This window comes from Ekhidna sp. (assembly GCF_040220215.1).
GTDB lineage: Bacteria > Bacteroidota > Bacteroidia > Cytophagales > Cyclobacteriaceae > Ekhidna.
Map to the genome: position 1 here is coordinate 427,727 of NZ_JAVJTR010000011.1, position 25,994 is coordinate 453,720.

Here is a 25,994-nt window from a genome sequence, read left to right on the forward strand (position 1 = left end):
AATGACTAAAACCTAACTGTAATACCACCCGTGATTTGCTTTCCTACAGGGAAAGTACCATAAGAAGAAGCACCTGTTTCATTATTTTGAACAGTTACCTCTGGGTCAATACCATCATATTTGGTCCAAGTCAACAAATTGGTAGCGCTTAAGAAAACGTTAGCCGATTTAATGAATCCGGTGTTATCAAGAATAGCACCCGGAATTTCGTAACCTAACATAATTTGCTTAAGTCTGATATAGCTACCGTCAGACATATATCTTGATGGCGTTACACCTGGGAATTGTGTGTCAAAACCATCAATAATTCCACCATTAACCGCGATTGGAACGTTTGTAATGTCACCTGGTTGCTGCCATCTGCCCAATTGAGAAACAAGCTGATTGTCTGCTTGCGAGCCAGAATAAGCTAAGTTATAAAGGTCAGCATTGAACGCTTCGTTTCCAATTTGATACTGGAAGAATATGTCTAGAGTAAGTCCTTTGTAAGAAAACGTGTTAGAGAATCCTCCATAATAATCTGGTATAGGAGAACCAATGATGTAAGCATCGTCATTACCAAGGTTTCCATATTCCAATGAACCATCTCTAGTTCTGTAAAGAGGCCTACCATTAGCCGGGTTTACCCCTGCATAATCAACTCCCCAGAAGAAGTCAACAGGCTGACCTACAATAAGAGTGGTTCCTAATGTGTCTTCATTGTTTGGAAGAGATAGAAGCTCATTCTTTATGAAAGTAATGTTAAAGCTCGAAGACCACTTAAAATCACCATTATCATAATTTACTGAAGACAACTCCACTTCAACACCAGAGTTTCTTACCGCTCCAACATTACTTATAACTGAACCAGCAGCTGCGTCATCAGTCAAAGGAACTGTGAAAAGTTGCCCATCTGTATCGTTCTTGAAGTAATCAACACTACCAGATAATCTATTCCCAAGTACTCCAAAGTCAACTCCAACGTTAAATTGCTCAGATTCTTCCCAAGTCAATGCGTCATTGCTTACGACAACAACCTGCCCAGCAGTTCCTAAGTACTGTCTTTCACCTCTATAGGCAGAAATTGATTCATAATCGCCAATTCCGTTTGCATTACCAAGAATACCATAGCTAAATCGAAGTTTCAATTCATCCATAAAGCTTCCGCTCATGAAGCTTTCTTCAACAACTCTCCAGCTTGATCCAATTGAATAGAATGTACCAAATCGAGTAGTCGCACCGAATTTGGAATTACCATCCCTTCTTACGGTTCCGTTGATGTAGTATTTATTAGCAAAGTTGTAAGAAGCTCTAGAGAACATTCCAAATCTCTGGAATTTATTGATGTTACCATTCACATCTCTAAAGTCAGTACCTTGATCGAATTGTCTTAAGAATTCACCATTACCGAATTGTCTTACTGTTGCATCAAAATTTTCTCTGATGTCTTCTTTCCACTCAGTACCTACCAAAACACTTACATTGTGATCTTCTCCAAATGTTTTGTTAAAGTTCAATGTCGTATTTGCATTCCAGTTGATTTGAGATCTGTCGTCTTGGAAAACCTGTCCATTAAATCCAGCAAATACAGGGATGGTAGGTGGACGTTCGTTTCTACTTCTTGAATCTACCCAGTCAACACCTCCAAACACGTTCCAAGTTAAGAAGTCTGTAACTTTGTATGTTACATTTAAACTTGCAAGAACCTGACCAATGAAAGCCTCACGTCTTTCCTCGTTAACCCCCTGATGTATGTTGTAATTGAACTGATGACCAGCACCTGTCTCACCAAAGTGAGCGGGATAAGGGTTGTATTCACCGTTCTCGTCAAAAGCTGGTGAATTTGGCTGAAGTAGGTACATTGCCTGGAATGGACCATTTACGAAGTTACCATTTTCAATAGACCCAAAGAACCTCTGACGTGAAACACCAAGTGTTGTTCCGAATGAAATTTTGTCACTTGCATTATGATTAATGTTAGCTCTGATGGTCTGTCTTTCCCACTCAGACTTGATAATCTGTCCTTCCTGAGATTCGCTAGATAATGAGAGATAAAATCTTGTTTTATCTGTACCACCGCTAATACGTCCGTTAACAATGTGCATGTCTGCAGGATCGTTGAACATTGCATCTACCCAGTCGAAATTGTTTAGTGTAGATGGGTCTTCAGGATTACCAAATATTGGGTAAGCAGTTGTTGGGTCCAATCCAGCATTAGTATATGACTCAGCCTTGATTGTTGCCAACTGCTGAGCGTTCATAACATCGTACTGTCCAATAGGCTTTGTTATACCTCTTTGGTAAGAGAACTCAACATCCGTAGAGTTTAGCTTACCTTTTTTGGTAGTAATTAAAACCACACCGTTGGCCGATTGAGCTCCATAAATAGCAGCTGCAGCAGCATCTTTCAAAATTTCAATTGACTCAATATCATTTGGGTTCAATCCAGCCAATACGTTATCAGAACCTTGCCCTGCAACATCATTGGTATTGATTTGAATTCCATCCACGATATAAAGTGGAGTATTGTTTGCGAGTGATCCTTGTCCTCTAACAAGAATTCTCACAGAACCGCCAGGTTGACCTGAAGCTGCTTGAACCTGAACTCCAGCCGCTCTACCTTGAATTGCTCTGTCAAAAGATTGAAGAGTGGTATTTCTGATTTCAGCCTCGCCAACATTGGCTATTGAGCCAGTTAGATCACGCTTCGTTTCCACCCCATAACCAGTAACAACAACTTCTTGTAGTTCAGTAGCACCACCTAATGAGATATCAATAGTAGATCTAGCACCAACTTGAACTTCTTGCGTTTCAAAACCAACGTAAGAATATACAAGGGTTGCTCCATCATCTACTGATAGTCGGTAATTACCATCCAAATCAGTAGTGGTTCCTGTTGTTGTGCCTTTAATCACAACATTCACTCCTGGTAAAGCCTCACCTGTGTCATCGGTGACTTTACCAGAAACCGTCCTTTGCGCCATTGCACTGAAAGCAATAACAGTTAAGAACGCAAAACTTAGTAGTAAAATCCTCTTCATACTAACTAGTTAATTGTTAAACATTAATTTATTGAAGCCCGAAAGATATTACTTTTTAAGAATAATTAACAGAATCTAATTCAATCAAATTTTCGATCAATTGACTAATAAAAGGGCATTAATCCCGACAATCCGTCCATTAATTTGGGAAAATCAGATTAACGAAATAATAATTTACCACTTCAAGTAATACTTTAATTAAATTCTGGATCATGAAAAATTGAAAATTGTAATAAAAAACTAAACCTTTCAAAGCTTCGTCCGTAGGACACGAAATTCTATCCTTCGGTTGGATTGGCGGTTGGATTCAGTGGTATTAGGTTTTATGGGTTGTGTGTCTGCATATCCTTTAAAGGACAATCTATTGGATTCAATTCCTCTTCCAATTAACCTGGAATAAACTTCCTTAGCCCTTAGTTCAGAGAGCCTTTGGTTGTACGCCCGGGCGCCAACATCATCAGTATGTCCCGCTATTTCAACTTCAATTTTGGGATTTTCTTTTAAAAGCTGATATGCATTTTCAATCTCAGAAAGTGACTTATTATTCAATTGATAGGAATCGACTTCAAAATAGATATTCTTTAAAATGAGCTTTTCACCCACGTCTACGGGAACTAGTTCGATTTCAATAGAGTCAGGTTCTGACACGCTGTTCACTTCAGTAACGAAATGGAAGTCCGAATACAGGTAGCCCTTTTTCTTTACATATCCGGCTAAATCAAGTCCCACAGGCAAAACCATATAATATACGCCTGTCAAAGAATCTGATTGGCTTTCGTATAAAATCTCATTGGTAGCCAGATCAACTACCTGAACATCTGCTTTGAGAGGGTTTCCTGTTTTAACATCTACAATATGACCAACTACGTAGGATGCGGCATTCGACCTTATTTGATTTGGTAAATCAATACTTACCAATTTACTGTCTAGTATTTCGTAATTTTTCTGCTCTTCCTTTGCGTAATATGCAGACAATCCATCTGCACTTATTACTATTGAAACTTCGTCTTTATATGTATTAATCGGGAAACCTAAATTCTGAGGTGTAGACCAGGTTGAGTCTGTTTTTTCCGATTTATACAAGTCATAGCCTCCCATGCCAGGATATCCATTTGCTGAAAAATACAGTGAGGTCCCATTAGGATGCATAAAAGGTGTTGTTTCATCTTTTATTGTATTTACCTGACTGCCCAGATTTATCGGTGAACTCCAATCACCATTAGAGTTTTTAGATACCCATATATCTCTACCTCCAAATCCGCCCCTTCTATTGGATGAAAAATAGAGGGTTTTACCATCTGCGGATAAGGATGGCTGAGATTCCCAATAGATAGTGTTTACAGGGTTACCCAGGTTTTTAGGGTAGGACCATACATCACCTACCTTCTTTGAGATATACAAATCACAGCTACCAAACGAATTTTTCCCATCGCACGAGGTGAATATCATCGTCCTTCCATCTGCAGATACTGTACATGCACCTTCGTTTAATGGCGAATTGATCCGATCGGACACTGATTGTGCTGGTGACCACTGTCCATCCCTGAAATAACTAACAACAATATCCTCGTCTCCATTAACATTATCCCTTTTAGTATAAAAAATTGAGGAATTATCTATTGTAACAGATGGGAGATATTGAAGCTTGAACCTGTTTACGTTTGAAGGGAGTAGTTCTACGATGATGGAATCCATTGGATTTAGTATTTGATCCTTCGCGAAATCAATACTCTTACTAAGTAAATCAATTTCATAACTACTTGCACGCTCAGGTACTCTGGCTAAAAAGTGATCTAAGAAATTTTCAGCTTTTTGATATTCACCTCGATCAAAAGCCATAAATGCGAGCTTCTCCACTACTGAAGCAATTGGATCAGGGGCAGTTTCGAAATAGCGTTGAAATTTTGAATAAACAGAGTCTTCTTCCCCAATTGCATTGTAAAGGCTTCCCATTCGGATGTATGCTTCAAAAAATCGGGCATCCTCAAGAACCGACTCCTCTAATAATTCGAGCGCGGCATAGAAATCACGATCCTTATATTTTTTATCCGCTTTTTCATAAAGCTTTTGTGCTTTTCGATTTTCAGTAGAAAGGGATTGCGCCGAGAGGGATAGGATGAACAGTAATAGGGCAATGAACAAAGAGCCTCTTATCAGGGAATGTCCATGTATTTGTGAGTCTGTAGGGATATTTTCCATTTTGGGTTGCTCTTCACAAAATCAACGACCAAAGGTGTCATTTCTTTTTCTTTTGACCACTCTGGTTGTAGAAACAATTGAGAGTTGTCATGCATTTTAGCCCCATGATCTTCTGCCCATTTGAAGTCACTTTTATTAAACGCGATCACCTTAAGTTCATGAGACTTGGTGTAGAATTCTTGCAAGGGAGCTTTAAATTTTTTTGGTGAGAAGCAAATCCAATCCCATTGTCCGCTTAAAGGATATGCCCCAGAAGTTTCAATATTAGTTTGTAGTCCGGCGGCTTTGAGGGCTTTTGTAAGTTCACTTAAGTCGTACATAAGGGGTTCCCCTCCTGTCACCACAACCAGTTGAGTTCCTGATTCTTTAGCTTCTTTTACAATGCGATCGACCTGTAACCATTCGAACTTGGAAGCATCCCATGATTCCTTTACATCACACCACACACATCCTACATCACACCCCCCAAGACGAATGAAATAAGCAGGGGTTCCGGAGAAGAAGCCTTCTCCCTGAATGGTATAAAAAGACTCCATCACCGGCAGGTATTCCGGATCAGTGATTGAGCTCATATGCTTTGAGTGTATTCAACAACAAAGAAGCAATAGTCATTGGGCCAACGCCTCCGGGTACCGGAGTAATGTGGCTTACTTTGGGGGCTACTTCATCATATAAAACATCTCCCGCCAGGCGGAAACCAGATTTCTTTGAAGAATCTTCCACACGGGTGGTACCAACATCAATAACCACAGCACCTTCTTTCACCATATCTTTTGTTATCAATCCTGGCTTCCCAACAGCTACAATTAGGATATCTGCTAGCGCTGTATGGGACTTCAAATCTAAGGTTGCTTTATGGCAAACCGTAACCGTCGCTTTGCCTTCCTGAAGCATCATTAAGCTTAAAGGTGCCCCAGCAATCCTACTAGCACCAACCAGTACGCAATTTTTCCCTTCTGTTGGGATTTCGTATCTACGGATCAATTCCATAATCCCAAAAGGTGTGGCTGGCAGCAGAAGTTGATTGTCAGACATGATACTACCAAAGTTTTGATTGGTAAATCCATCTACATCCTTCACAGGGGAAATTCGCTCTGTGATGTTTTCCACGGAGATGTGATCAGGTAAAGGAATCTGAACGATGAACCCATCAATGTCATCATCATCATTCATTTGCTCAATATGCTTGATCAGTTTCTCCTCCGATATGGTACTGGCAAAATGCATCAAAGTAAAATCAAACCCCACTGCTTTGCAGGCATTGATTTTTCCATTGACATAGGTATGGCTTGCACCATCATCGCCCACTATTATTATTGCTAAGTGTGGCGCTCGCCCGCCCTCAGCTTTGATTTTTTCAACCTTTGCAGCAATTTCATTTTTAATGTCTTTGGAGATTTTTCGTCCGTCAATAATTGTGGGCTGGATGTCAGAAGCTTGAAGTTTGGCGCTAGTCATATTTACTAATTAAGTTTTTTCCTGAAAGCAATAGTCATATTCATTAAATCAAAACATCTTTTTATAAAAAAGATCAAAGGACTCCTCGTTAATATACTTTCTTCTCCTCGCTTTATGTAAACATGTAACTACCTCTGCAATAGAACGTATTGAGTATCCTAAAAAACGCTTGTATTCTGGGTTGGATTGTAAGATTGAACCTTCAGATATATTCAATGCTATTGAATCTGAGGCTCTTCTTATTTGAGAAGTAAGATTGTAAACTTCTTCTTTAGGAAATTGTGAACTTGACTTAAAAATGTCTTCTGCTAAATCCATTGAGTCATTCCATATTCTCAATTTCTCAAATTTGAATTTAATCTCTTGCTCTTCCATCTTCCTACTGCTAACTTCAATCCAACTTTAATACAGCCATAAATGCTTCCTGCGGAATCTCCACATTTCCTACCTGGCGCATTCGTTTCTTACCTTTTTTCTGCTTTTCCAGCAACTTTCTCTTACGCGAAATATCTCCACCGTAGCATTTTGCCAATACGTTTTTCCGCATGGCCTTCACTGATTCCCGGGCGATAATTTTCGTTCCTATAGCTGCCTGAACGGCAATTTCGAACATCTGTCTTGGGATCAATTCTTTTAATTTCTCACACAATCTCTTTCCCCATTCGTATGCTTTGTCTCTGTGAACAATAGCTGATAATGCATCCACTTTGTCCCCATTTAGCATGATGTCTAGTTTCACCATATTGGATTGACGGTATCCGATTAGCTCATAATCAAGGGAAGCATATCCTCTGGAAATCGTTTTTAGCTTATCAAAGAAATCAAATACAATCTCTGCCAATGGAATTTCAAAAGTTAATTCTACCCGACTTGAGGTTAGATAAACCTGATTTTTAATCTCACCGCGCTTATCCATACAAAGTGCAATTATAGGCCCGATAAATTCAGATTTCGAGATGATTTGAGCACGTATGAACGGCTCCTCAATATGACTGATGACATTGGGTTCCGGTAGCTCAGAAGGAGCACTTACTTTAATAATTGATCCGTCATTTTCAATGGCATGGAAACGAACTGAAGGTACAGTTGTTATCACGGTCATGTCAAACTCGCGTTCCAATCGCTCCTGTACGATTTCCATATGAAGCATCCCAAGGAATCCGCATCTAAACCCAAAGCCTAATGCAGCTGAAGTTTCAGGCTCCCAGATTAAGGAGGCATCATTCAGTTGAAGCTTCTCCATTGAGGCCCTTAACTCCTCAAATTCACTGGTTTCTACCGGGTAAATGCCTGCAAAAACCATTGGCTTCACGTCTTCAAATCCTTTCACCTGCCGTTGTGTAGGTCGGTTCACATGGGTTATGGTATCCCCCACTTTCACTTCTTTGGCCACTTTTATACCTGAAATCAGATATCCCACATTACCTGCTGAAATTGATTTTTTGGGCTCGTGCTCAAGCCTGAGTACACCAATTTCATCAGCTTCGTAAGTTTTTCCGGTATTGACAAATTTTACTTTATCCCCTTTATTAAGCGTACCATTAAAAACCCTGAAGAAAACCTCAATCCCACGGTAGGGGTTAAAAACAGAATCGAAGATCATCGCCTGTAGTGGCTCCTCAGGATCGCCAATCGGGGCTGGTACCCGGCTTACAATTGCTTCAAGAATGTCCGTAATACCAATACCTTCTTTCGCACTGGCGTGAATGATGGATTCTTTATCACAGCCAATCAAATCAATGATCTGATCAGAGACTTCCTCAGGCATAGCTCCCGGAAGGTCTATTTTATTCAGTACCGGAATGATTTCAAGATCATGCTCCAGGGCAAGGTAAAGATTGGATATTGTCTGCGCTTCAATGCCTTGGGCAGCATCTACTACCAAAAGAGCTCCTTCACATGCCGCGATAGAGCGGGAGACTTCATATGAAAAATCTACGTGACCAGGAGTGTCAATTAAATTGAGCGTGTATTTCTCACCATTCAATTCATAATCCATCTGGATGGCGTGACTTTTAATCGTTATTCCGCGCTCGCGCTCCAGATCCATATTATCCAGCAACTGCGCCTGCATATCACGATCTGATACAGTGTGTGTAAACTCCAGCAAGCGATCAGCCAGGGTACTTTTACCATGATCAATATGGGCAATGATGCAGAAGTTTCGAGTGTTCTTCATATAGTTGTTCTAGCCATCAGATTGCGTCGTTTCAGCAGCAATCCTTTGAAAATTAGCCGCAAAGGTAACATGACCCCACCCCGCTTCAAAGGGTGAAATACAATTTGATCGAAAAAGATTACTCCTTGTTTTTAGTGTCGATCAGAATGGTAACAGGACCATCATTAACCAAAGAAACCTGCATATCCGCCCCAAATTCACCTGTTTTAATCTCACTATCTAAATGGGTCTGCATTTCTGCAACAAATGCCTCATAAAGAGGAATTGCTATATCAGGTTTGGCGGCCTGTATATATGAAGGACGATTACCTTTTTTGGTACTTGCATGCAGTGTGAATTGGCTAACTACCAATGCTTCTCCTTCAACGTCCAAAAGACTTCTATTCATTACTCCTTCTTCATCGGGGAAAATTCTCATGTTGGCGATTTTTCGACATAGCCACTCGATATCGTCTTGACTATCTGCTTCTTCTATACCCAATAATATCATAACCCCATTGTCTATTGACGACTTTACCTGCTTTTCAATAGTGACAGATGCTGACAATACACGCTGTAAAACAACCCTCATGAATAGGCTATATCTATCATTTTCCCAGGTTTTATTCGCTCAAAACCTTCCTGATTTTTTAAAGCCGTCTCTACCATTGCTTTAGCAACTTCCACATCCCTGATGGCACCAACTCTCTTTTTTGAGCCAATCACAAAAAAAGTGGCAATTCCACTAATTACCTTTGCTAGCTCTTCCAGGAACCTGAACTCATTTCTATCCCCAATCAGCAGGGAGGGCTGGAAAATTTTTAAGGATTTTAACTTCATTTTTTGAAGCTCATCTTCCAGCTGGCCTTTTGCTTTGTTATAAAATAATGGAGATGAGCTATTTGCCCCGATAGAGGTGACTGCTAAAAATTGTTGAAAGTCTTTTTGCTGGCTAGCAATTTTTGCGAATGCTATCGGATATTCAACGTCCACCCTTAGAAAGGCTGCTTTGGAGCCTGCTTTTTGCCGTGTGGTGCCCAAAGCACAAAAGAAGTCATGTCCATTCATTTTAGATGAATGTTTTTGGAGGTCGTCAAAATTCTTAATCCTTACTTCCACTAATTTGGGATCCTGGATTTCGAAAGGGCTTCTTGTGATAATCACTACAGAATCATAACGGTCATCCTTAAGAATTAACCTCACCAATTGCCTCCCCACCAAACCTGTTGCTCCAATTATTACTGCTTTTCTAGCTGACATTCATTTATGTTTTGAGCAAGTAGTACAAACAAATTAGTCCGCTTGTTCCCATTGTTCCTCTTCCCATAGATGAAACTTCTGAATATCTCGATTAAGCTTTTTAATAATCAAAAAAACCACTGAAGCATCATCAGTAAACCCCAGGGCGGGAATGAAATCAGGAATCAAGTCTATAGGCGTAATGAAGTAAATCAGCGCGAAAACAATCAGTAAAATTGTGGAAAACGGAAAAGCCCGATATTCACCAGCCAAATGAGATTGGAACATTCTCATCAGTATTTCTAATTTGGATTTCAACTCCTGAAGTTCATTAGAGTTTGCTGCCAGCCTTTTTAGCTTATCTCCAGCTTTGGTAAGCGTTGACTTCATCTGCTCCTTACTTGAAGCAGTTTTTTTAGCTTTTTCCCATATTTTTTTTGTTTTATCCATACATTAAAAAATATCCTGGATTTCCTCTTTTATATATTTAATAGCCTGTTTTGGTGTGTCCATCTCCTCACCTGCTGTATTCTCTAAAATCGCCCGGGACAAGTCAAATCCTGTGGCTTTTTTTTCTAATGCATTTGCCGAAGAATTCACTACAGAAATTGTTTGCTCTACTGCTGTGATGACATATGTCCAAGCACTGTCTGACATATAAACTTGCTGAGAAAGGTTGTGATTGAATTCATTCCTAATTTCATGGATCAGAATATGCTGAAACTCCTTAGCTGAATAATCCGAAGTGCTCAGTCTGGATATCAGGTTTGCAGGCGTAATTCGCTCAAGAAGTAAAACAATTCGTTCATAAGCTTGAAGCCTGATGGGCACCACAATCTCCTGATTTTTTTGTCTTACACTGAAGGCAATTTCGTCGAGTTGTTTTTGCAAGAAAGATCGAACTAGCAAGTAAGCAAGATACAGTACCAGGCCCGCAGGAATTGTAATTTTCAGAAGGTCGTAAACCATTTCCATTGATTGGATTGTTAAGTGTTTTGATAAACGTCAAAAATAATACTTTTACACGGAGGCAATAAGTAAATCGAAAAGTGATGAAACCACCTGTGGAAATAACGGACAGAGCGCTGGAAGAGGTTAAGAATATTTTAAAGAACAAAGGTATTCCTGAAGGATATGGGTTGCGCATTGCTACCAAAGGAATGGGGTGCGGCGTAGGTTTCAAGCTGGGCTTTGATAAAAAGAAAGAAACCGATGATGAATACTTTATCGATGGTGTGCAGTTGCTAGTACGAAAAAGCGAAATGATGTTTTTGGTAGGCAAGAAAATAGAGTTTTACGATGAGGCGGATGCGAGGGGGTTTGTGTTTGTTTAGATAAAAAGCACAAAAAAAGGAATACTTACCCATTCCTTTTTTAAGTAAAAAATAGTCAAAATATTACCTAGCCAGGACCTGCAAGAGTCTTGTCTTGCTTACAATAACATTTATCGTTCACCATATTGTTTTCTTCACAGCAAGAATAATACCCAGCCCTACAATCCACAGAGCAATCATCGGTACTACATCCACTAGACCCAACACCGCCAGCATCACAATCATCATCATTTGTTTCAAGAGTAAACGTTAAGCGTCCTGACGGAGGGCTTTTAAGTTTTTTATGATAAGCAAGACCATACCCCTCAACTAGCAAATATTCATTCTCAGAAAATTCATCTATAATATTGATTATTTTATTTTTATCAATAGTAAGTATAAGAACCTTACTATCCATCTTGGTAATTAGGGTACCTTCCAAATAATAAAGTGATTCCTCAGTTAATGATTCCTTATTGAAAACTTCATCAGTTTGAAAACGAAAATATTTTCTCTCATTTTCATGCTTAAAGTCTAATATTATCTGTCCCTTTTCTGGTGAAAAAACGGTTGCTCCACTGTCTGTGTCTATTTTAATAAAATCAGGGCCTAAGCGCTGCGATAAATCAATATCTGCACTTTCATTTTGATTACAGCTAATTAAAACAAATAATATAACTGTTAGATATTTTGAGAATTTCTTGATGATTCGCATTTTGTTTCATCTTAAAATTAATCAAAAAAAATAAAATATTATAGTTACCCCTCCAACTCCACAGTAGCCTTATGACACAACCCTTTAATAGGCGGATTGTATTTACTGATGCGAACCTGGACGTGATTGATTTGCGAAAAACTGTCTTTTAGTGCTTTGATCATTTTCCCGGCTAAATGTTCTAGAAGGTTGGCATCAATGCTCATTACATTCCGGACGATTTCATAAACCTTTTCATAGTTGACAGTGCCTTCCAGTTTGTCATCTGAGGCAGCTTCTGAAAAGTCAACATCAAGTGTTACATCTACACTGTATTTATTGCCGATGACACGTTCTTCTTCATAGTAGCCATGACGAGCGTAGAACTCCATTCCCTCCAGCGAAACCTTACCCATACGATTAGTCTGTATCTAGTTCATCAAAGAATGAAACCGTCTTGGAAACACGGGGGCCCTTTTTCTCTTCTTTTGGCTCATCCTCCTCATTTCGTTCAGATTTTTGCTCTGACCTGGGCTCTTCTTTTTTCTGAGGTTCAGGGTCAGGTTTGCGAATTTCAGGTTCTACTTTTTTTGCTACTGGTTCTGGCCTTTCTTCTTCAACCTTTTCTTCCTGCTTGATGATTCGCTCCTTCAGCTCCTCGGTTTTAGGTGGCTCTGCATTTGGCTTTTCATCCGATTCCAGAACTTCTGACTTAGGGATTTCTGCTTTTGGCACTTCGACAGGAGGTGTTTCCAGTTTTTTTGTCTCGGCCTGAACCTCCGTCCGTTCTGCTTTAATGCGCTCTTCACTATCACGAGCAAGCTTCTTTACACGCTTGACGTAATCGTCAAATTTAAATTCTTTGCTTTCACCGGTATTTCGCTCAACCTTTTCAATTAGGGTAACCGAAAGGTTCTTAAGTTCTTGAAGGGCGTTTTGACGATGATTCTCAATATCTCGATGATTCTGTTCTATACTTTTTACCGCATCCTGGAGCTCTTCTATAATCTGACGAGCTTCCATTTCTGCCTGCTCGATCATCGCACGGGCTTTATTTTTTGACTCACTAAGTAAACCTTCTGCATTCATTTTGGTCTCCTTCATGTGAAGCTCTGCAGCCTTGTTTGCTTGCTCAATTACATTGGCACCTGTGTCTTCAGCAGTTTTAAGTGTTTTGTAAAGGGAGCTTTCTACTTCACGAAGCTTTGAAACTTCTTTTTCGGCTTGCTTCAGCTTTAAGGATAACTCCTTATTTTCCTCCAGCATCCGTTCCCATTCGTTGGATAATGACTGGAGAAATGCGTTGACTTCATCTTTATCGTACCCTCTTAGCTTTTTCTCAAAGTCCTTTTGACGAATTTCCAGCGGTGTTATCTTCATTCTGCAAATTTAATTTCCCAAACGGAGATCGAACGATCATCGCTACAAGTTACTAACAAGTCTCGATAATTCATCCATAGCAGCTTATTAACGCTATTTCCATGCCCGGCGTGCCTGTGTTTATCCAGTACTTTCAGCAATCTAAAATTATGCGCATCCCATAATTTTATCGATTTATCCATGCTGCCGGTTACAAAATACCTGCCATCCGGACGGAAAATGATATCATTAACCGTATAAAGATGTGCTGCAATGGACTCACGAAGGGTATAATCAACCCGTGTGTCCCAGACTTTCACATACGCATCCCTTCCCACAGAAACTAAATACTTGCCGGAAGGATGATATTTGGATGAAAATACTGAATTGGCATGACCTTTCAACGAATAATTCACTTCCATGCTCTCCACATCCACAATTCGTGTCAGGTTGTCACTTGCGGCAATGGCGACCTTATCATTAAACTGATTGAACGAACGAATGCGGTCATTAGCATATTTTATACGTCGCACAATTTCAAGATTCTTATTAAGCACAATCACCTCCCCGTTTGAAAGTCCAGCCCAGATTTGCTCATTCACTATTTTAAGATCAAACAACTGGTATCCCCCTAGGTGGATGGAACCAACCTCTTTTTTAGCTTTCAGATCGATTTTGTGAATCCCATCGTTATTTTGGCCTACATATAAATATCCTAAATCGTTATCGTACGTCAAGGCATAAACCGAGCCCGTTACTTTTACAATAACTTCCCCTTCATCAGGTAATTTAAGATCCCAAAGCACCACCATACCATCTCCACCAGCAGAAATGAAGCGATGATCATCGAGCTCCTGGAGGGTATAGATGCTGTCATTGTGACCCAGGAAAGTATGTAGTTTTTTTGCGCTGATTGTACCCATTTGGGACACAAAAGTATTACAATTGCCTATGCCTTTGCTACTAAACAAGCAGATTGATGATCGGTCTGCCTATGCTGTTTGGAACATTCAGGAGACTTTTCTTGAGCTTCCATACCTATCCCCAGAACCTTTTCCTGCTGAATTGGCTCCTGTAAGACAAGCAGAGTGGATTATTGGGCGAATATTGGTCAAGTCCCTTTGTGAAAAATTCAGCATCCCCTATGAAGGCATTGGTAAACATGAAAAAGGCAAGCCTTACTTGCTTGGAAATGGAGCTCATATTTCTATTTCACACTCCTTTCCTATAGCTGCAGCCATGATCCACCTAGACAAGCCATGTGGAATAGACATGGAACGACCGAGAGATAAGCATGAGTACGTGAAAATGAAATACCTTCATGAATCAGAAATGCAGTACAAAGACGACCTGAAAAAGCTTTGTACCATCTGGTGTGCGAAGGAAGTCATCTATAAAATATTCGGTCGTAAGTTTCTCAGCCTGAAGGACGAAATAAAAGTCACATTCGAATCAGACGAGATCATTAAAGGTGAAATTCTCAAAAAAGGGCATGAAGACACCCATAAAATTCACTATGAGTGGGTCAAGGAGTATCTCCTTGCCTTTGGCACATGATTTATTCGTCCTTTAAAGTCTTGACTGGATTTACCCTTGCAGCCTGATAGGATTTAAAACTCACCGTCAAGGCGCCAATTATAAATGTGATCAGACCTGCCATAACAAATATTACAGGGCTTATTGAAGTCCTGAATTCGAATCCATCCAACCACTGCTGCGCATAATAGTAGCCAAAAGGAATGGCTAGAATAAATGCAAAAATCATTAGAATGGAATAGTCCTTTGATAACAAAAGTACTAGGTGTCTCACGCTTGCCCCATGTACTTTACGTACACCAATTTCTTTTGACCGCTGCTCCGCTGTGAATGCAGAAAGTCCAAATAAACCCAGGCAGGAAATTAAGATAGAGATTCCAGCGAATATTTTAGCCAGAGAACTGACGGTCATTTCATTATCATAACTTTCAGCGTATGCCTCATCAATAAACAAATAATCAAAATCTGAACCTGGATTCAGGTTTGTATTAACAGCTTCAATAGACTCTAGTGTCTCGTTTGGATTTCCCTGAAACTTGACCATTGCAATGTTTTCTCCAGCAGGATGAATACAAGTGATGATAAGCGGAGCGATCGGTTCATGCAGGTTTTGCATGTGGAAATTTTTTACCACACCAACCACTTTTCCATTGATATTCCAAAAAGAAAGTTTCTTATTGATCACATCCTCTCCCCCCATCATTTCCGCCATTACTTCATTAATGATGAAATTGGTAGAATCTGTCAGCTGCTCATCAAAATCCCGCCCTTCTTTGATCTCCATTCCCATCACCTCGATGAATTTTTCGTCTGTAAGTAATACATTGATTTCATACCCTCCTTCACTCATTCCTTCCCACCTTGCTGAGCTGGTTGATCGTCCATACGAAATAGGATTGCCCGAAGCGACAGTAACTCCCTTTACATCAGGAATTTTACTTAGCTCTGTTCTAAAAGTTTCCAGTCTGTCCCCAAAATCCTCACCGAAGCTTACAGCGACCAGATTATCTTTATCCAACCCTAAATCTTTGTTTAAAACATATTCCAACTGAGAGTAAATCACGCTCATGCCGATGATCAAGAGGGTAGAAATAGCGAATTGGAATACAACCAATCCTTTTCGAAAGTAAGCTGCTCCACTTGTTTGCTTGACGGCACCTTTAAGAGAGTTGATGATATTAAAAGTCGGCAGAAGGATTGCTGGATATAATCCAGATAAAACACCTACAATGAGGGTAATACCAATCAAGAAATACCAGGTATTTGGCAATGAGAAATCAATAAATAGCTGTTTGTCTACAAGCTGATTGAAGTTAGGTAAAAGAAGCCATACAAACAGAATTGATAGTAGCATTGAAATCAACGAAAGTAAAATAGACTCAATGAAAAACTGTAAACTAATGGATGACTTGTGTGCACCCATTACCTTTCTAAGACCAATTTCCTTGGATCGGCGACCCGATCGTGCAGTTGCTAGATTCATAAAGTTGATACAGGCAATTATTAGAATGAAGATTGCTACTATGCTCAAAATCCTCACATAACTTATCCGACCACCTGAGATCACTCCATTTTCAAAATTTGAGTAGAGGTAATAATCCTGAAACTTATGCGTGATAAGGTACTCTTCTCCAGAGTTTGCCTGCCCTGCCGCATGCGTGATAATTTCATCATAAATCCTATCCTGAACAGCTTTAAGGTCATTTTCGGATCTTAGTGTGAAATAAACTCTAAAGCTTCCATTTCCCCAGTCATCGACCCATTCGTTTCGACCAAAGAAGTATTCTGCTGGCAACAACCAATCAAACTGAAGGGTTGAATTTGTACCAACATTTTCAAATACACCCGTAATCGTAGCATCTCGTTCTCCATCAATTCTTAGTGATTTGCCCAAAACATCATCTTTCCACGTAGAACCGAAATATTTCTCTGCAACCGATCGGGAAATCATAATTGAACTCAAATCAGCAAGCGCTGATTCTTTATTACCTGTGAGCAATTCAAATGAAAGTGCAGTTAAAAAATTAGGTGTCACAAAGAATCCGGATTCATTGGAATAATCATCGCCTTGTTCCATGCGCATTTCAATAGGCCAGCTAACCTGAATAACCTGATCAACCTCGGGGTATTCCTCTCGCATTAAATCTGCTGCAGGTTTGGGAATGGTCCAGGTGGTGTTGGTCATCCCTCCTGATTGTCTCATATTTCTGAATACCTGATGTATTTTATCACCATTTGCATGGAATTTATCCATCTGTACTTCATCATTTACCCATAGTAAAATCAGGCAAGAGACTAGACCAACCACCAGTCCAAGAAGGTTGAGCATGGTAAATCCTTTGTAGCGAAGTGCATTTCGCAGCGCGATTTTCAAATAATTTTTGATCATAGCAGTATGTATTAGTCCGTTTTTGAGTTCGAAGTTTTTGATGATCCCCGGGCGAAATAGCAGAAGGACATCCAGCAGGTATTTTAGTTTTGCTTTTGGTATACTTTTAGCAACTCTTTCTGCGTATAACTCTGAAAGATCACCCTCCACATCTTCTATAAGTTTTGGATTGCAAAACCACCTCAGAAGTCGAGTAGGCAATTTGGGTGGCGATATTTCAGAAGACCCGCTCATGCAAATTTGAAATCAAAAGCTACCGAAGGAATTGAATCCCACAGCTGCTTTCTTGTTTCCATTACTTGTTCCAAAACTCTTTTACCCAATGGAGTTACTTTGAAATAGCGCTTACGCTTTCCTCCTCTCACAGCAGTCGCTTCTCCAAATTCAGAATCGAGATATCCTTTTTTTTCCAGCCTATTCAAAGCGGTACGCATAGCGCCAACGCTAACCTTTCTTTCCAGCCTATTCTCTATTTCCTCTTTTATTGATATACCGTAAGCATCTTTATACAGAACAGCTACAGTAAGCATTACGACCTCCTCAAATTCCCCTATTGAATGTTTTCCCATAGAATTTTAATTTAAATCCTAAAAGTAATCAAAATATTTAAGTCCTAAACGTAGCTTTAATAAAATGGTTTTGTAACTAGCAAATTTTCGCTTGATTATTTGTGTAGTCGTTCCTGGACTTTCTCGCTTTTTAATTCTCTAAGTGCATCAGCTGCAATCCATCGTGCAGCTTTGGTGCTTTGGGCTTTGATGCGCTCCGCCACTCGAATGGCTTCCTTATTGAGTGACGAATTTCGTTTTCCAATTTGTCTAAGTGCCCAATTGACCGCTTTTTTAACAAAGTTTCTCTCATCCCACGCTTCACGTTCAATGATTTTAAAAAATGAACTGATCTTTTCATCAGATTGCTTGGCTCCTTTGAGTGAAAGTCCAACCATCGTGGCAAACGCCATCCGCTTTTCATACTCAGCTTCCCGGGTACTCCAATCTTCAACTTTCCTGAAAGCATAGTCTGCCTGGGGTATTATTTTCATTCCAATACCATCTACCAGATCCCAGGAATAGCAGTCCCGAGTCCACTTTTCAGCAATTTCTTCAGTGAAAAGTTTAGGTTCAGCAAGCAGGATTGCCAAATGCTTGCATTCGTGTAAAGTTTGCTGCCAAAGTTCGTTAGCCAGTTCTTGATTGCGACCTATTTTCTTTGCATATGGTTTCAGGACAGTATTTTTAATTCCTAAAGCTTGTCCTCCTTTGATTCCGAAATATTCCATCTGTGTGATGTACTCCGGATTCGCCATGCTATGAAGGTCGGCTAAAATTTCCTCTAATGATTTCACAATGAAAAATACTGATCGTCCATTTTCTGAAGTATCATCTTGATTTCATCCGCTTTGTGGTAATCTCCTAGTTTTTCAAAGGAAACAATTAAGTTGCGTAGTGCCCTCAATACAATATCAAGGTTAGAACAAGGGTCATAAAAGATATCTTGCTTTTCAAGCTGAAGGCTTTCAAGGTAATTGTCAATATCATCGCGGGTAAAAATGAGTCCGCGATTAAAAACATTGATATAAAACGACTCTTCCCCTATTTGGTAGGTCAGAATGAACAGATTAGGAAGATTCACACCATAAATTGGTAAGTTCATTTTCTGCGCCAACATTAGATAAACCGCGCATAAGGAGATTGGATTTCCTTTTTTTGTTTCTAACACTGCATTGATCATGGAATTTGCCGGTGAGTGAAAGTTCTTGGTATTAGCTCTGAACTTGAACTTATTAAAAAAAACCTCATTGAAAACCCGGATTCTATCAGGAGGAGTCATGTCATCCTCCAGGTGTCGCCACAATTCATGATAAAGTTGATCTAGCTCCTTACTCAATTCATCCATCTCTAGGTCTGGATACAGGTAAGTCGCTACTATCCAAAGACCTTCCAAAAGATTTTCCCCACCATGGTCTTTCCACTCCAGAAAACGCTCTTTTAATAGCTCAAACTGCAGTTCATGAACTAAGTCTTCTATTTTACTTTGAATAATGGGATTGAATGTACTTTCCCATTCCTGCTCAAGAAGTGGAATGACACTGGTGCCAATGGACATAATCTTGTCTTCAACATGAGAAACCACTTCGTGATCCTCATCATCCAGAAGAACAACTAATGCTTTTATTTCAGATTCTTTCAGCACTAAATAAAGTTATCAAGTTTGAATGACACCTACATTCATTCGCTCTTCTATTGGCGAATGATTTGCCATTTCTATTCCTTTTGAAATGACATTTCTGGTTTCTTTTGGATCTATGATTCCATCTACCCAAAGCCTGGATGCCGCATAGTATGGACTTAGCTTTTCCCGATAAGAGTCTTCAATCTTCTTCAATTGTGCATCTTTTTCTTCATCGGTTAAAACCTTTCCCTTTGCTTTTGCTGAAGCTATTTCAATTTGAAGCAATGTTTTTGCTGCAGATCCTCCACTCATTACGGCTATTTCGGCAGTAGGCCATGCATAGATTAATCGTGGGTCATAGGCTTTGCCACACATAGCATAGTTACCGGCACCATAAGAACTGCCCATCACTATACTGAATTTTGGTACAACGGAGTTTGACACAGCATTCACCATCTTAGCTCCATCTTTAATGATACCGCCATGCTCAGATCGTGACCCAACCATGAAACCATTTACATCGTGAAGGAAAACTAAAGGAATCTTTCGCTGGTTACAGTTCATGATGAATCTGGCAGCCTTATCTGCAGAGTCCGAGTAGATCACGCCACCCATCTGCATCTCTCCTTTCTTGGTTTTTACCACTTTGCGCTGGTTTGCTACAATTCCTACACTCCATCCATCAACCCTGCCATATCCACAGACAATTGATTTACCATAAAGCTCCTTGTATTGATCAAAGTCCGAGTCATCCAAAATACATTTGATTACCTCAGTCATGTCATATTGCACGCCGCGATTATCTGGAAATTCACCATAGATATCTTCCAGTTTTTTCTTCGGTGGCTTAGGTTTAGATCGGTTGAATCCAGCTTTTACTGGATCACCTACTTTATCAAATATTTTTTTAATTGCGTCTAGTGCAGCTTTGTCATCCTTGAACTTATTGTCTGTCACCCCTGAAATTTCACAATGGGTAGTTGCCCCTCCAAGTGTTTCATTGTCAATATCCTCACCAACAGCTGATTTCACTAAATAACTTCCCGCTAGAAAAACAGAGCCTGTACCATCTACAATCAAAGCTTCATCTGCCATGATTGGCAAATACGCCCCTCCTGCCACACAACTTCCCATAATTGCAGCAATCTGAATAATACCTTTTGAAGACATGACCGCATTGTTTCTGAACTGACGTCCAAAATGCTCCTTGTCTGGGAAAATTTCGTCTTGCATTGGAAGAAATACTCCGGCACTGTCAACCAAATAAATAATGGGAAGATTGTTCTCGATCGAGATTTCTTGAGCGCGCAAATTCTTCTTGGCTGTCATTGGGAACCATGCCCCTGCCTTCACTGTGGCATCATTTGCCACAATCATGCACTGTCTTCCTGAGACATAGCCAATTCCGGTAACAACCCCTGCAGATGGGCAGCCTCCTACCTCTTTGTACATGCCATCAGCGGCAAAAGCACCTATCTCTAGAAAATCTTTTGGATCATCAATTAAATATTCAATTCGCTCTCTAGCTGTTAGCTTCCCTTTTTTATGGTGCGATTCGATTTTCTTTTCTCCTCCGCCTAATTTTACCTTTTTTAAGCGTTCGTTTAGCTTGTACACCAACTGCTTGTTGGCATCTTCATTTTTGTTGAATTGAATGTCCATGAATTTTTCGCTACTTACCTTCCTGCGGAATACCTTTTAGTTTTTTGTTCTTTCGGCCAAGTGGCCCCATAAAGTCTTTTGGATAATTATTGAAATGGATCACTAACTCGTCCAGATCAACCAATAGTTTGTTCAAGTTGTTGTATACTGAGTCGTTGTTGAGAAGCTTTCCTACAGTTCCCTCTTCAGATTGAACCGCAAGTAATAATTTGTTTACATGATCTAATGACTCATTTACTTTTACCAGCGTCTCAGAGAGCGGCACCTGATTCAATGAATCCACCAGCATTTTGGAGCTGGTAATCAAGCCCTCAAGCTGCTTGCTTCTTTGTCTCACACTTACTAAGAGAGAATCAGTTGTTTTTATTACCCGCTCTATTTCCAGGTTATTCACCTTGTGTGTAATTGTGCCAATAGCATATTTCAAAGTGTCAACTGTTCCTTTTATATCTGTCCTATTGAGCTCATCAAGTAACTCATTTAGTTTAGTAATAGTAGAATTCAAGTTGTCTGCCACAGGCTCAAACTGGGAAAGCATATCTCCATCCATTTCTGAAGCAATTGTATCCCCAGGCTGTGCCTTTTCCGCAGACTCCCCTACATTTAAAACAATTGCTTTCCCACCAAAAAGTCCATCATTTGCCAGGGTCGCCGATGCGTCTCTTCCCATCTCTAAAGTTTCATCAATATCAATTGAAACCACGATGTAACCTTTTGCCTGAACCAACTTAAATCCACTTACCCGTCCCACAGGAAGACCATTGAAATAAACGGGGTTGGATACGTTCAAGCCTGAAACATTGGTATAGGTAGCGTAATATCTATTAGAGGGTGAAAACAAATCTGAGCCTCTCAAAAAATTGAATCCATAATAGAGTAGAGCTCCGGCAATAATTGTGATTAAACCAATCTTAAATTCTTTTGACACTTCCTTTAAATTTTAATTCTGGGCATCAAATGCATCCTTATATTCTTTGATGGCTCGGTAAATGCCAGATGCAATATAGGACTGCACTTCCGGGTTGTTTAATTCCTTTTCTTCGTCCGGATTGGAAAGGTAGCCAATTTCCACTAACACACTGGGCATAGCTGTGCTCCACATAACGTATAAGCTTGACTGCTTTACCCCATAGCTACGTCGGCCAGCACGATTTTTTAATTGGTCATCTATTAAGCTGGCTAGAAGAAGGCTGTTATCCTGATAAGCTGATTGTGTCAAATTAAACAGTATATATGATTCTTCTGATTGTGGATCAAAGTCGTAGTTCTTCTGATAATCTTCTTCCAACAAAATCACAGAGTTTTCTCTTTTCGCAACTTCCAATGCCCTTTCCGTATTTTGGACTCCCATTACATACACTTCCGAACCTTTTATTGATTGCTTCCTTGAAATAGGTGTTGATTTTGGTAAGGAGTTTGCATGGATCGAGACAAATAAGTCAGCATCATGGTCATTTGCTATTTGAGACCGCTTCTTCAGGTCAATGAAATTGTCATCCTTCCGTGTGAAAATCACTTTAACATCCGGCACATGCTGGTTTACATATTCACCTACTTTGAGCGCCACCTGCAAGGCGACATCTTTTTCTTTGGTGTAAGACCCCAAAGTTCCCGGGTCCTTTCCTCCATGTCCCGGATCAATGACAATCTTTGTAACTGCAAAATTCTTCTTTCCAATCGGGTGAAATGAAGCTAAGATTAAAAATATGGTTAAACCGATGGGTACTACTAGGTTTCTCACGCCCTTTATTGTCTAAAATGAAATACTTTTACGCAAAAGTTAGAAAAACTGGCAATCGCAGCAATTTTCAAAAGCGACTTATCGCAAAAAATCTGCCAATAATGCCAATAATTAAACATCTCAAAGATAGTTTGGTCATAGTTCATTTTCAAAAAAGCGAGTTGGATTGAGGTGTCTCATTATACTTTTATGTTTTATTTCGACTTTCAGCGGATTCACGCAGGAAAAAGACTCTTTGACAACAGATTCCCTTCAGTCAGATCCACCAGAGCAATTGATTGAAATCGACACTGCAATAGTTGATAGCGCAGTACAAACCAATGGTGGCATTGAGGCTAAACGAAGCGACATTGAAACCACAATTAATTACAATGCGAGGGACTCTCTTTTCTTTAATATTAAAAGCCGCGAGCTTTTTCTATATGGTGAAACCCATATTGATTACGGTAGTATTTCCCTCGATGCGGAAAGAACCGATGTGAATTGGGATAAAAGAACACTGAAAGCAAAATACATAACCGATTCAACAGGTAAAAAAATCGGTAAGCCGGTTTTCACAGATGGACCTGATTCATATGTTACAGATGACATCATCTATAACTTTAAATCAGAGAGAGCCCTCATTAAGGGAGTTGTAACCGAGCAACAGGGTGGGTTTATGCATGGGGAGGATGTGAAGAAAAACGAGGATGATGAGCTTTTTATAAGAGGAGCTGAATACACAACCTGTAACCTGGAAGACCCCCACTTTTCAATAAAATCCACTCGCCTCAAGGTTATCCCAAATAATAAGGTAGTCTCTGGTCCTTTTAATATGCGATTTAGGGATGTGCCAACTCCACTTTTTTTTCCGTTCGGAATGTTCCCCCAGCCAAAAGAAAAATCATCCGGGATTATCGTACCTACCTATGGCGAAGAACGTAGAAGAGGGTTTTTTCTTCGGAATGGAGGCTATTATTTCGCCATCAGCGATTACGTGGATTTAAGATTGACCGGGGATATTTATTCAAAGGGTGGCAATGGGGTTCAGGCAGTATCTAATTACTACAAACGATACGCTTTCAGAGGTACATTCAATTTTTCCTACATCAAATCTGTCTCTGATGATTTGGAAAACCCTTTAGAAACAAATGACTACAGTATCCAATGGAATCATAGCCCTGAGTCGAGGGGAAATTCATCTTTTTCTGCTTCGGTAAATGCTGCAACGAGAAGCTACACTGAAAACAATAACCTGGTTGTTCAGGATTTCAATAGAAGTATAAACTCCCAACTGGCCTCCAGTATAAGCTACCGAAAAACTTTTGCAGGGACTCCTTTTCAGATGTCTTCAAACCTGAGACATAGCCAAAACCTAAGTACTGGAATTGTGAATCTTACCCTTCCCGATTTGACAGTAAATATGAATCGTATTTATCCATTAAAAAATGTGGTGAAATCGAGCAAATCCCCGTTGAGCAAGCTAAGCTTTAGCCACAACTTTGCTGCCAAAAATGAACTCTCAAATGATCAGGTAAGGGAGCCATTCGGTTTTGAAATTATTAATAAGGATTCACGATCGGACTCTGTCATCACATTTAACCAAAGCAACTTTGGAGAAATATTTAACCGGTCCAAGCTTGGGGGTAAACACACTATCCCTATATCCACTTCAATGAATGTCCTAAAGTATTTCACCTTGAACCCTACATTCAATTATGAAGATCTTTGGTACACCAAAGAATTGCAATACGAATATGTACCGGAGGAAAATGGTGTACGTGTTGATACCGTTAACGGATTTAGCAGGGCTGGAAGTTGGTCTACTGGCGCTTCGTTAAACACACGAGTTTACGGGACAGCTTTCTTCAAAGGCAGTAAAGTACAGGCGATCCGGCATGTCATGACCCCTAGTGTGTCCTTCAGTTACAGCCCTGATTTCTCCGATACCAAATATGGCGTCTATTCAGATGTTCAGGTTGACTCATTGGGCAATACTGAAAGAGTAAGCCGATACCAAGGATTTGCATACGGCTCCCCCAGAGGTGGAGAAAGCAAGACGTTAGGTTTCTCACTTTCCAATAATATCGAAATGAAGGTGGCAAGCAAAAAAGATACGGTCAACGGGTTTAAAAAAATCAAGCTTTTCGATAACCTTGGTTTAAGTACAGGGTATAATCTGGCAGCAGACTCCTTTAAGCTAAGTAACATTGGCGTGAACGCACGGACAAGCTTTTTTGATGGAAAAATATCCCTCAACTTCACGGGAACACTAGATCCATACGAGTACCTTCTCATCTCAGAGACTACAAGTGTAAGTGGTAAGAGAATAGTAAGACAAAGAAGACTTGATCGATATACCTGGAACAATGGCAATGGGCTTGGCAGGTTATCCAATATGACAACAGCGATTAGCTTCAACTTATCTCCGGGGGGTTCTAGAAACAATAATACATCTGCAAATACCCAAGATCCTATGGGTCAAAATAATGGCGTTTTACCCCCTGACGAGGAGGTAGGTTTTGACGGCTACTCCGATCATGAAAGACAACAGATAGAACACATCCAGAACAATCCTGAAATGTATGTTGATTTTAATGTTCCATGGTCGCTCAGAATGCAATATTCCATTAATAGAAATAAAAGGGGTTTTGAAGATGCTACAATAACGCAAAGCTTTCAGTTTAGCGGAAATCTGGGTTTAACCGACAAAACACAAATTACCTTTAATTCCGGTTATGACTTTGAAGCCAAGGATTTTACCACCACCCGAGTTGGAGTTTCTCGCGACCTGCATTGTTGGACAATGAACTTTGATTGGGTGCCATTTGGAAGGTTCCAGTCCTATTTTTTATCCATTCGGGTAAAGTCTTCTGTGCTTCAAGACCTCAAGTTTGAAAAACGAAGAAGTTTCTTCGATTTTTTTAATTAAAGGAATGAATTAAAAATTGTAAAATAGCTTTAAAAACAAGCTGAGCCCCTAAATCCCTTAAGATTTAGGGGCTTCTTTTTTACAATTAAAAAGACTTTTTCAGAGCTACTCTTACAGGTTTAAATCATTTTTTAACAAACAAA

General features: G+C 39.9%; 24 protein-coding genes. 3 read left to right on the forward strand and 21 right to left on the reverse strand.

From position 1 onward, the window contains the following. Window positions 1–5 precede the first annotated feature (5 nt). The 10 genes from RIC88_RS06355 to RIC88_RS06400 all read right to left on the reverse strand — a co-directional run bounded on the left by RIC88_RS06355 (window position 6) and on the right by RIC88_RS06400 (window position 11,043). The gene (locus RIC88_RS06355; RefSeq protein WP_350216671.1) at window positions 6–3,020 is read right to left on the reverse strand and encodes a SusC/RagA family TonB-linked outer membrane protein; all 3,015 of its coding nucleotides are present in this window, start codon (window positions 3,018–3,020) and stop codon (window positions 6–8) included. Window positions 3,021–3,269: 249 nt separating this feature from the next. Continuing rightward, entirely contained in the window at window positions 3,270–5,219 is a 1,950-nt protein-coding gene (locus RIC88_RS06360) for an OmpA family protein (protein ID WP_350216672.1), read from the reverse strand. Next, a complete protein-coding gene (locus RIC88_RS06365; RefSeq protein WP_350216673.1) occupies window positions 5,174–5,791 on the reverse strand; it encodes a 7-carboxy-7-deazaguanine synthase QueE in 618 nt (205 codons plus the stop codon). Before RIC88_RS06365 ends, RIC88_RS06360 begins: the two co-directional genes overlap by 46 nt. Further along, window positions 5,775–6,677 (reverse strand): bifunctional 5,10-methylenetetrahydrofolate dehydrogenase/5,10-methenyltetrahydrofolate cyclohydrolase, encoded by a 903-nt coding sequence (locus RIC88_RS06370; RefSeq protein ID WP_350216674.1) that lies wholly within the window; start codon window positions 6,675–6,677, stop codon window positions 5,775–5,777. Before RIC88_RS06370 ends, RIC88_RS06365 begins: the two co-directional genes overlap by 17 nt. A 48-nt stretch (window positions 6,678–6,725) precedes the next feature. Beyond that, entirely contained in the window at window positions 6,726–7,052 is a 327-nt protein-coding gene (locus RIC88_RS06375) for a four helix bundle protein (RefSeq protein ID WP_350216675.1), read from the reverse strand. Between the two features lie 16 nt (window positions 7,053–7,068). Continuing rightward, window positions 7,069–8,856 carry a translation elongation factor 4 gene (gene lepA / locus RIC88_RS06380; protein ID WP_350216676.1) on the reverse strand — a complete coding sequence of 596 codons (1,788 nt, stop codon included), beginning with the start codon at window positions 8,854–8,856 and terminating at the stop codon, window positions 7,069–7,071. Window positions 8,857–8,974: 118 nt separating this feature from the next. Further along, window positions 8,975–9,427: a D-aminoacyl-tRNA deacylase gene (gene dtd, locus RIC88_RS06385; protein ID WP_350216677.1), complete on the reverse strand. Its 453-nt coding sequence runs from the start codon at window positions 9,425–9,427 to the stop codon at window positions 8,975–8,977. Beyond that, a complete protein-coding gene (locus RIC88_RS06390) occupies window positions 9,424–10,095 on the reverse strand; it encodes an NAD(P)H-binding protein (RefSeq protein WP_350216678.1) in 672 nt (223 codons plus the stop codon). Before RIC88_RS06390 ends, dtd begins: the two co-directional genes overlap by 4 nt. Window positions 10,096–10,128: 33 nt before the next feature. Further along, window positions 10,129–10,524: a YkvA family protein gene (locus RIC88_RS06395; protein ID WP_350216679.1), complete on the reverse strand. Its 396-nt coding sequence runs from the start codon at window positions 10,522–10,524 to the stop codon at window positions 10,129–10,131. Window positions 10,525–10,527: 3 nt separating this feature from the next. After that, window positions 10,528–11,043: a DUF7935 family protein gene (locus RIC88_RS06400; RefSeq protein WP_350216680.1), complete on the reverse strand. Its 516-nt coding sequence runs from the start codon at window positions 11,041–11,043 to the stop codon at window positions 10,528–10,530. An 83-nt stretch (window positions 11,044–11,126) separates the two neighbouring features. Between RIC88_RS06400 and RIC88_RS06405 the strand changes: the two genes are divergently transcribed. Then, window positions 11,127–11,408: a HesB/IscA family protein gene (locus RIC88_RS06405; RefSeq protein WP_350216681.1), complete on the forward strand. Its 282-nt coding sequence runs from the start codon at window positions 11,127–11,129 to the stop codon at window positions 11,406–11,408. Between the two features lie 67 nt (window positions 11,409–11,475). Here the strand turns inward: RIC88_RS06405 and RIC88_RS06410 are convergent, their stop codons facing one another. Genes RIC88_RS06410 through RIC88_RS06425 form a run of 4 tightly spaced genes read right to left on the reverse strand, consistent with a single transcriptional unit; the run spans window position 11,476 to window position 14,363 of the window. Beyond that, a complete protein-coding gene (locus RIC88_RS06410) occupies window positions 11,476–12,102 on the reverse strand; it encodes a hypothetical protein (protein ID WP_350216682.1) in 627 nt (208 codons plus the stop codon). A gap of 44 nt (window positions 12,103–12,146) precedes the next feature. Beyond that, the gene (gene folB, locus RIC88_RS06415) at window positions 12,147–12,497 is read right to left on the reverse strand and encodes a dihydroneopterin aldolase (protein WP_350216683.1); all 351 of its coding nucleotides are present in this window, start codon (window positions 12,495–12,497) and stop codon (window positions 12,147–12,149) included. 4 nt (window positions 12,498–12,501) lie between these two features. Beyond that, complete coding sequence (locus RIC88_RS06420; protein WP_350216684.1) at window positions 12,502–13,461, reverse strand: DivIVA domain-containing protein; 960 nt, start codon at window positions 13,459–13,461, stop codon at window positions 12,502–12,504. Beyond that, the gene (locus RIC88_RS06425; RefSeq protein WP_350216685.1) at window positions 13,458–14,363 is read right to left on the reverse strand and encodes a WD40 repeat domain-containing protein; all 906 of its coding nucleotides are present in this window, start codon (window positions 14,361–14,363) and stop codon (window positions 13,458–13,460) included. Before RIC88_RS06425 ends, RIC88_RS06420 begins: the two co-directional genes overlap by 4 nt. A 28-nt stretch (window positions 14,364–14,391) precedes the next feature. Here RIC88_RS06425 and RIC88_RS06430 point away from each other — a divergent pair, with 28 nt between their 5' ends. Further along, window positions 14,392–14,997, forward strand: coding sequence for a 4'-phosphopantetheinyl transferase family protein (locus RIC88_RS06430; protein WP_350216687.1), 606 nt, complete (start codon window positions 14,392–14,394; stop codon window positions 14,995–14,997). A 1-nt stretch (window position 14,998) separates the two neighbouring features. Here the strand turns inward: RIC88_RS06430 and RIC88_RS06435 are convergent, their stop codons facing one another. The 7 genes from RIC88_RS06435 to RIC88_RS06465 all read right to left on the reverse strand — a co-directional run bounded on the left by RIC88_RS06435 (window position 14,999) and on the right by RIC88_RS06465 (window position 22,940). Then, a complete protein-coding gene (locus RIC88_RS06435; protein WP_350216688.1) occupies window positions 14,999–17,599 on the reverse strand; it encodes an ABC transporter permease in 2,601 nt (866 codons plus the stop codon). Then, window positions 17,596–17,934 (reverse strand): PadR family transcriptional regulator, encoded by a 339-nt coding sequence (locus RIC88_RS06440; RefSeq protein WP_350216689.1) that lies wholly within the window; start codon window positions 17,932–17,934, stop codon window positions 17,596–17,598. The genes RIC88_RS06435 and RIC88_RS06440 overlap by 4 nt, the downstream gene beginning before the upstream one ends. Before the next feature lie 95 nt (window positions 17,935–18,029). Then, window positions 18,030–18,710 carry a DNA alkylation repair protein gene (locus tag RIC88_RS06445; RefSeq protein WP_350216690.1) on the reverse strand — a complete coding sequence of 227 codons (681 nt, stop codon included), beginning with the start codon at window positions 18,708–18,710 and terminating at the stop codon, window positions 18,030–18,032. Beyond that, complete coding sequence (locus RIC88_RS06450) at window positions 18,707–19,558, reverse strand: transglutaminase-like domain-containing protein (protein WP_350216691.1); 852 nt, start codon at window positions 19,556–19,558, stop codon at window positions 18,707–18,709. Before RIC88_RS06450 ends, RIC88_RS06445 begins: the two co-directional genes overlap by 4 nt. A gap of 12 nt (window positions 19,559–19,570) precedes the next feature. After that, on the reverse strand, window positions 19,571–21,199 hold the full coding sequence (locus RIC88_RS06455; protein ID WP_350216692.1) for an acyl-CoA carboxylase subunit beta: 1,629 nt from the start codon (window positions 21,197–21,199) through the stop codon (window positions 19,571–19,573). Window positions 21,200–21,209: 10 nt separating this feature from the next. Next, window positions 21,210–22,127, reverse strand: a complete 918-nt coding sequence (locus RIC88_RS06460) for an MlaD family protein (RefSeq protein WP_350216693.1) — start codon at window positions 22,125–22,127, stop codon at window positions 21,210–21,212. 12 nt (window positions 22,128–22,139) lie between these two features. Further along, window positions 22,140–22,940, reverse strand: a complete 801-nt coding sequence (locus RIC88_RS06465; protein ID WP_350216694.1) for an N-acetylmuramoyl-L-alanine amidase family protein — start codon at window positions 22,938–22,940, stop codon at window positions 22,140–22,142. 235 nt (window positions 22,941–23,175) lie between these two features. Here RIC88_RS06465 and RIC88_RS06470 point away from each other — a divergent pair, with 235 nt between their 5' ends. After that, the gene (locus RIC88_RS06470; protein ID WP_350216695.1) at window positions 23,176–25,851 is read left to right on the forward strand and encodes a putative LPS assembly protein LptD; all 2,676 of its coding nucleotides are present in this window, start codon (window positions 23,176–23,178) and stop codon (window positions 25,849–25,851) included. Window positions 25,852–25,994 lie beyond the last annotated feature (143 nt).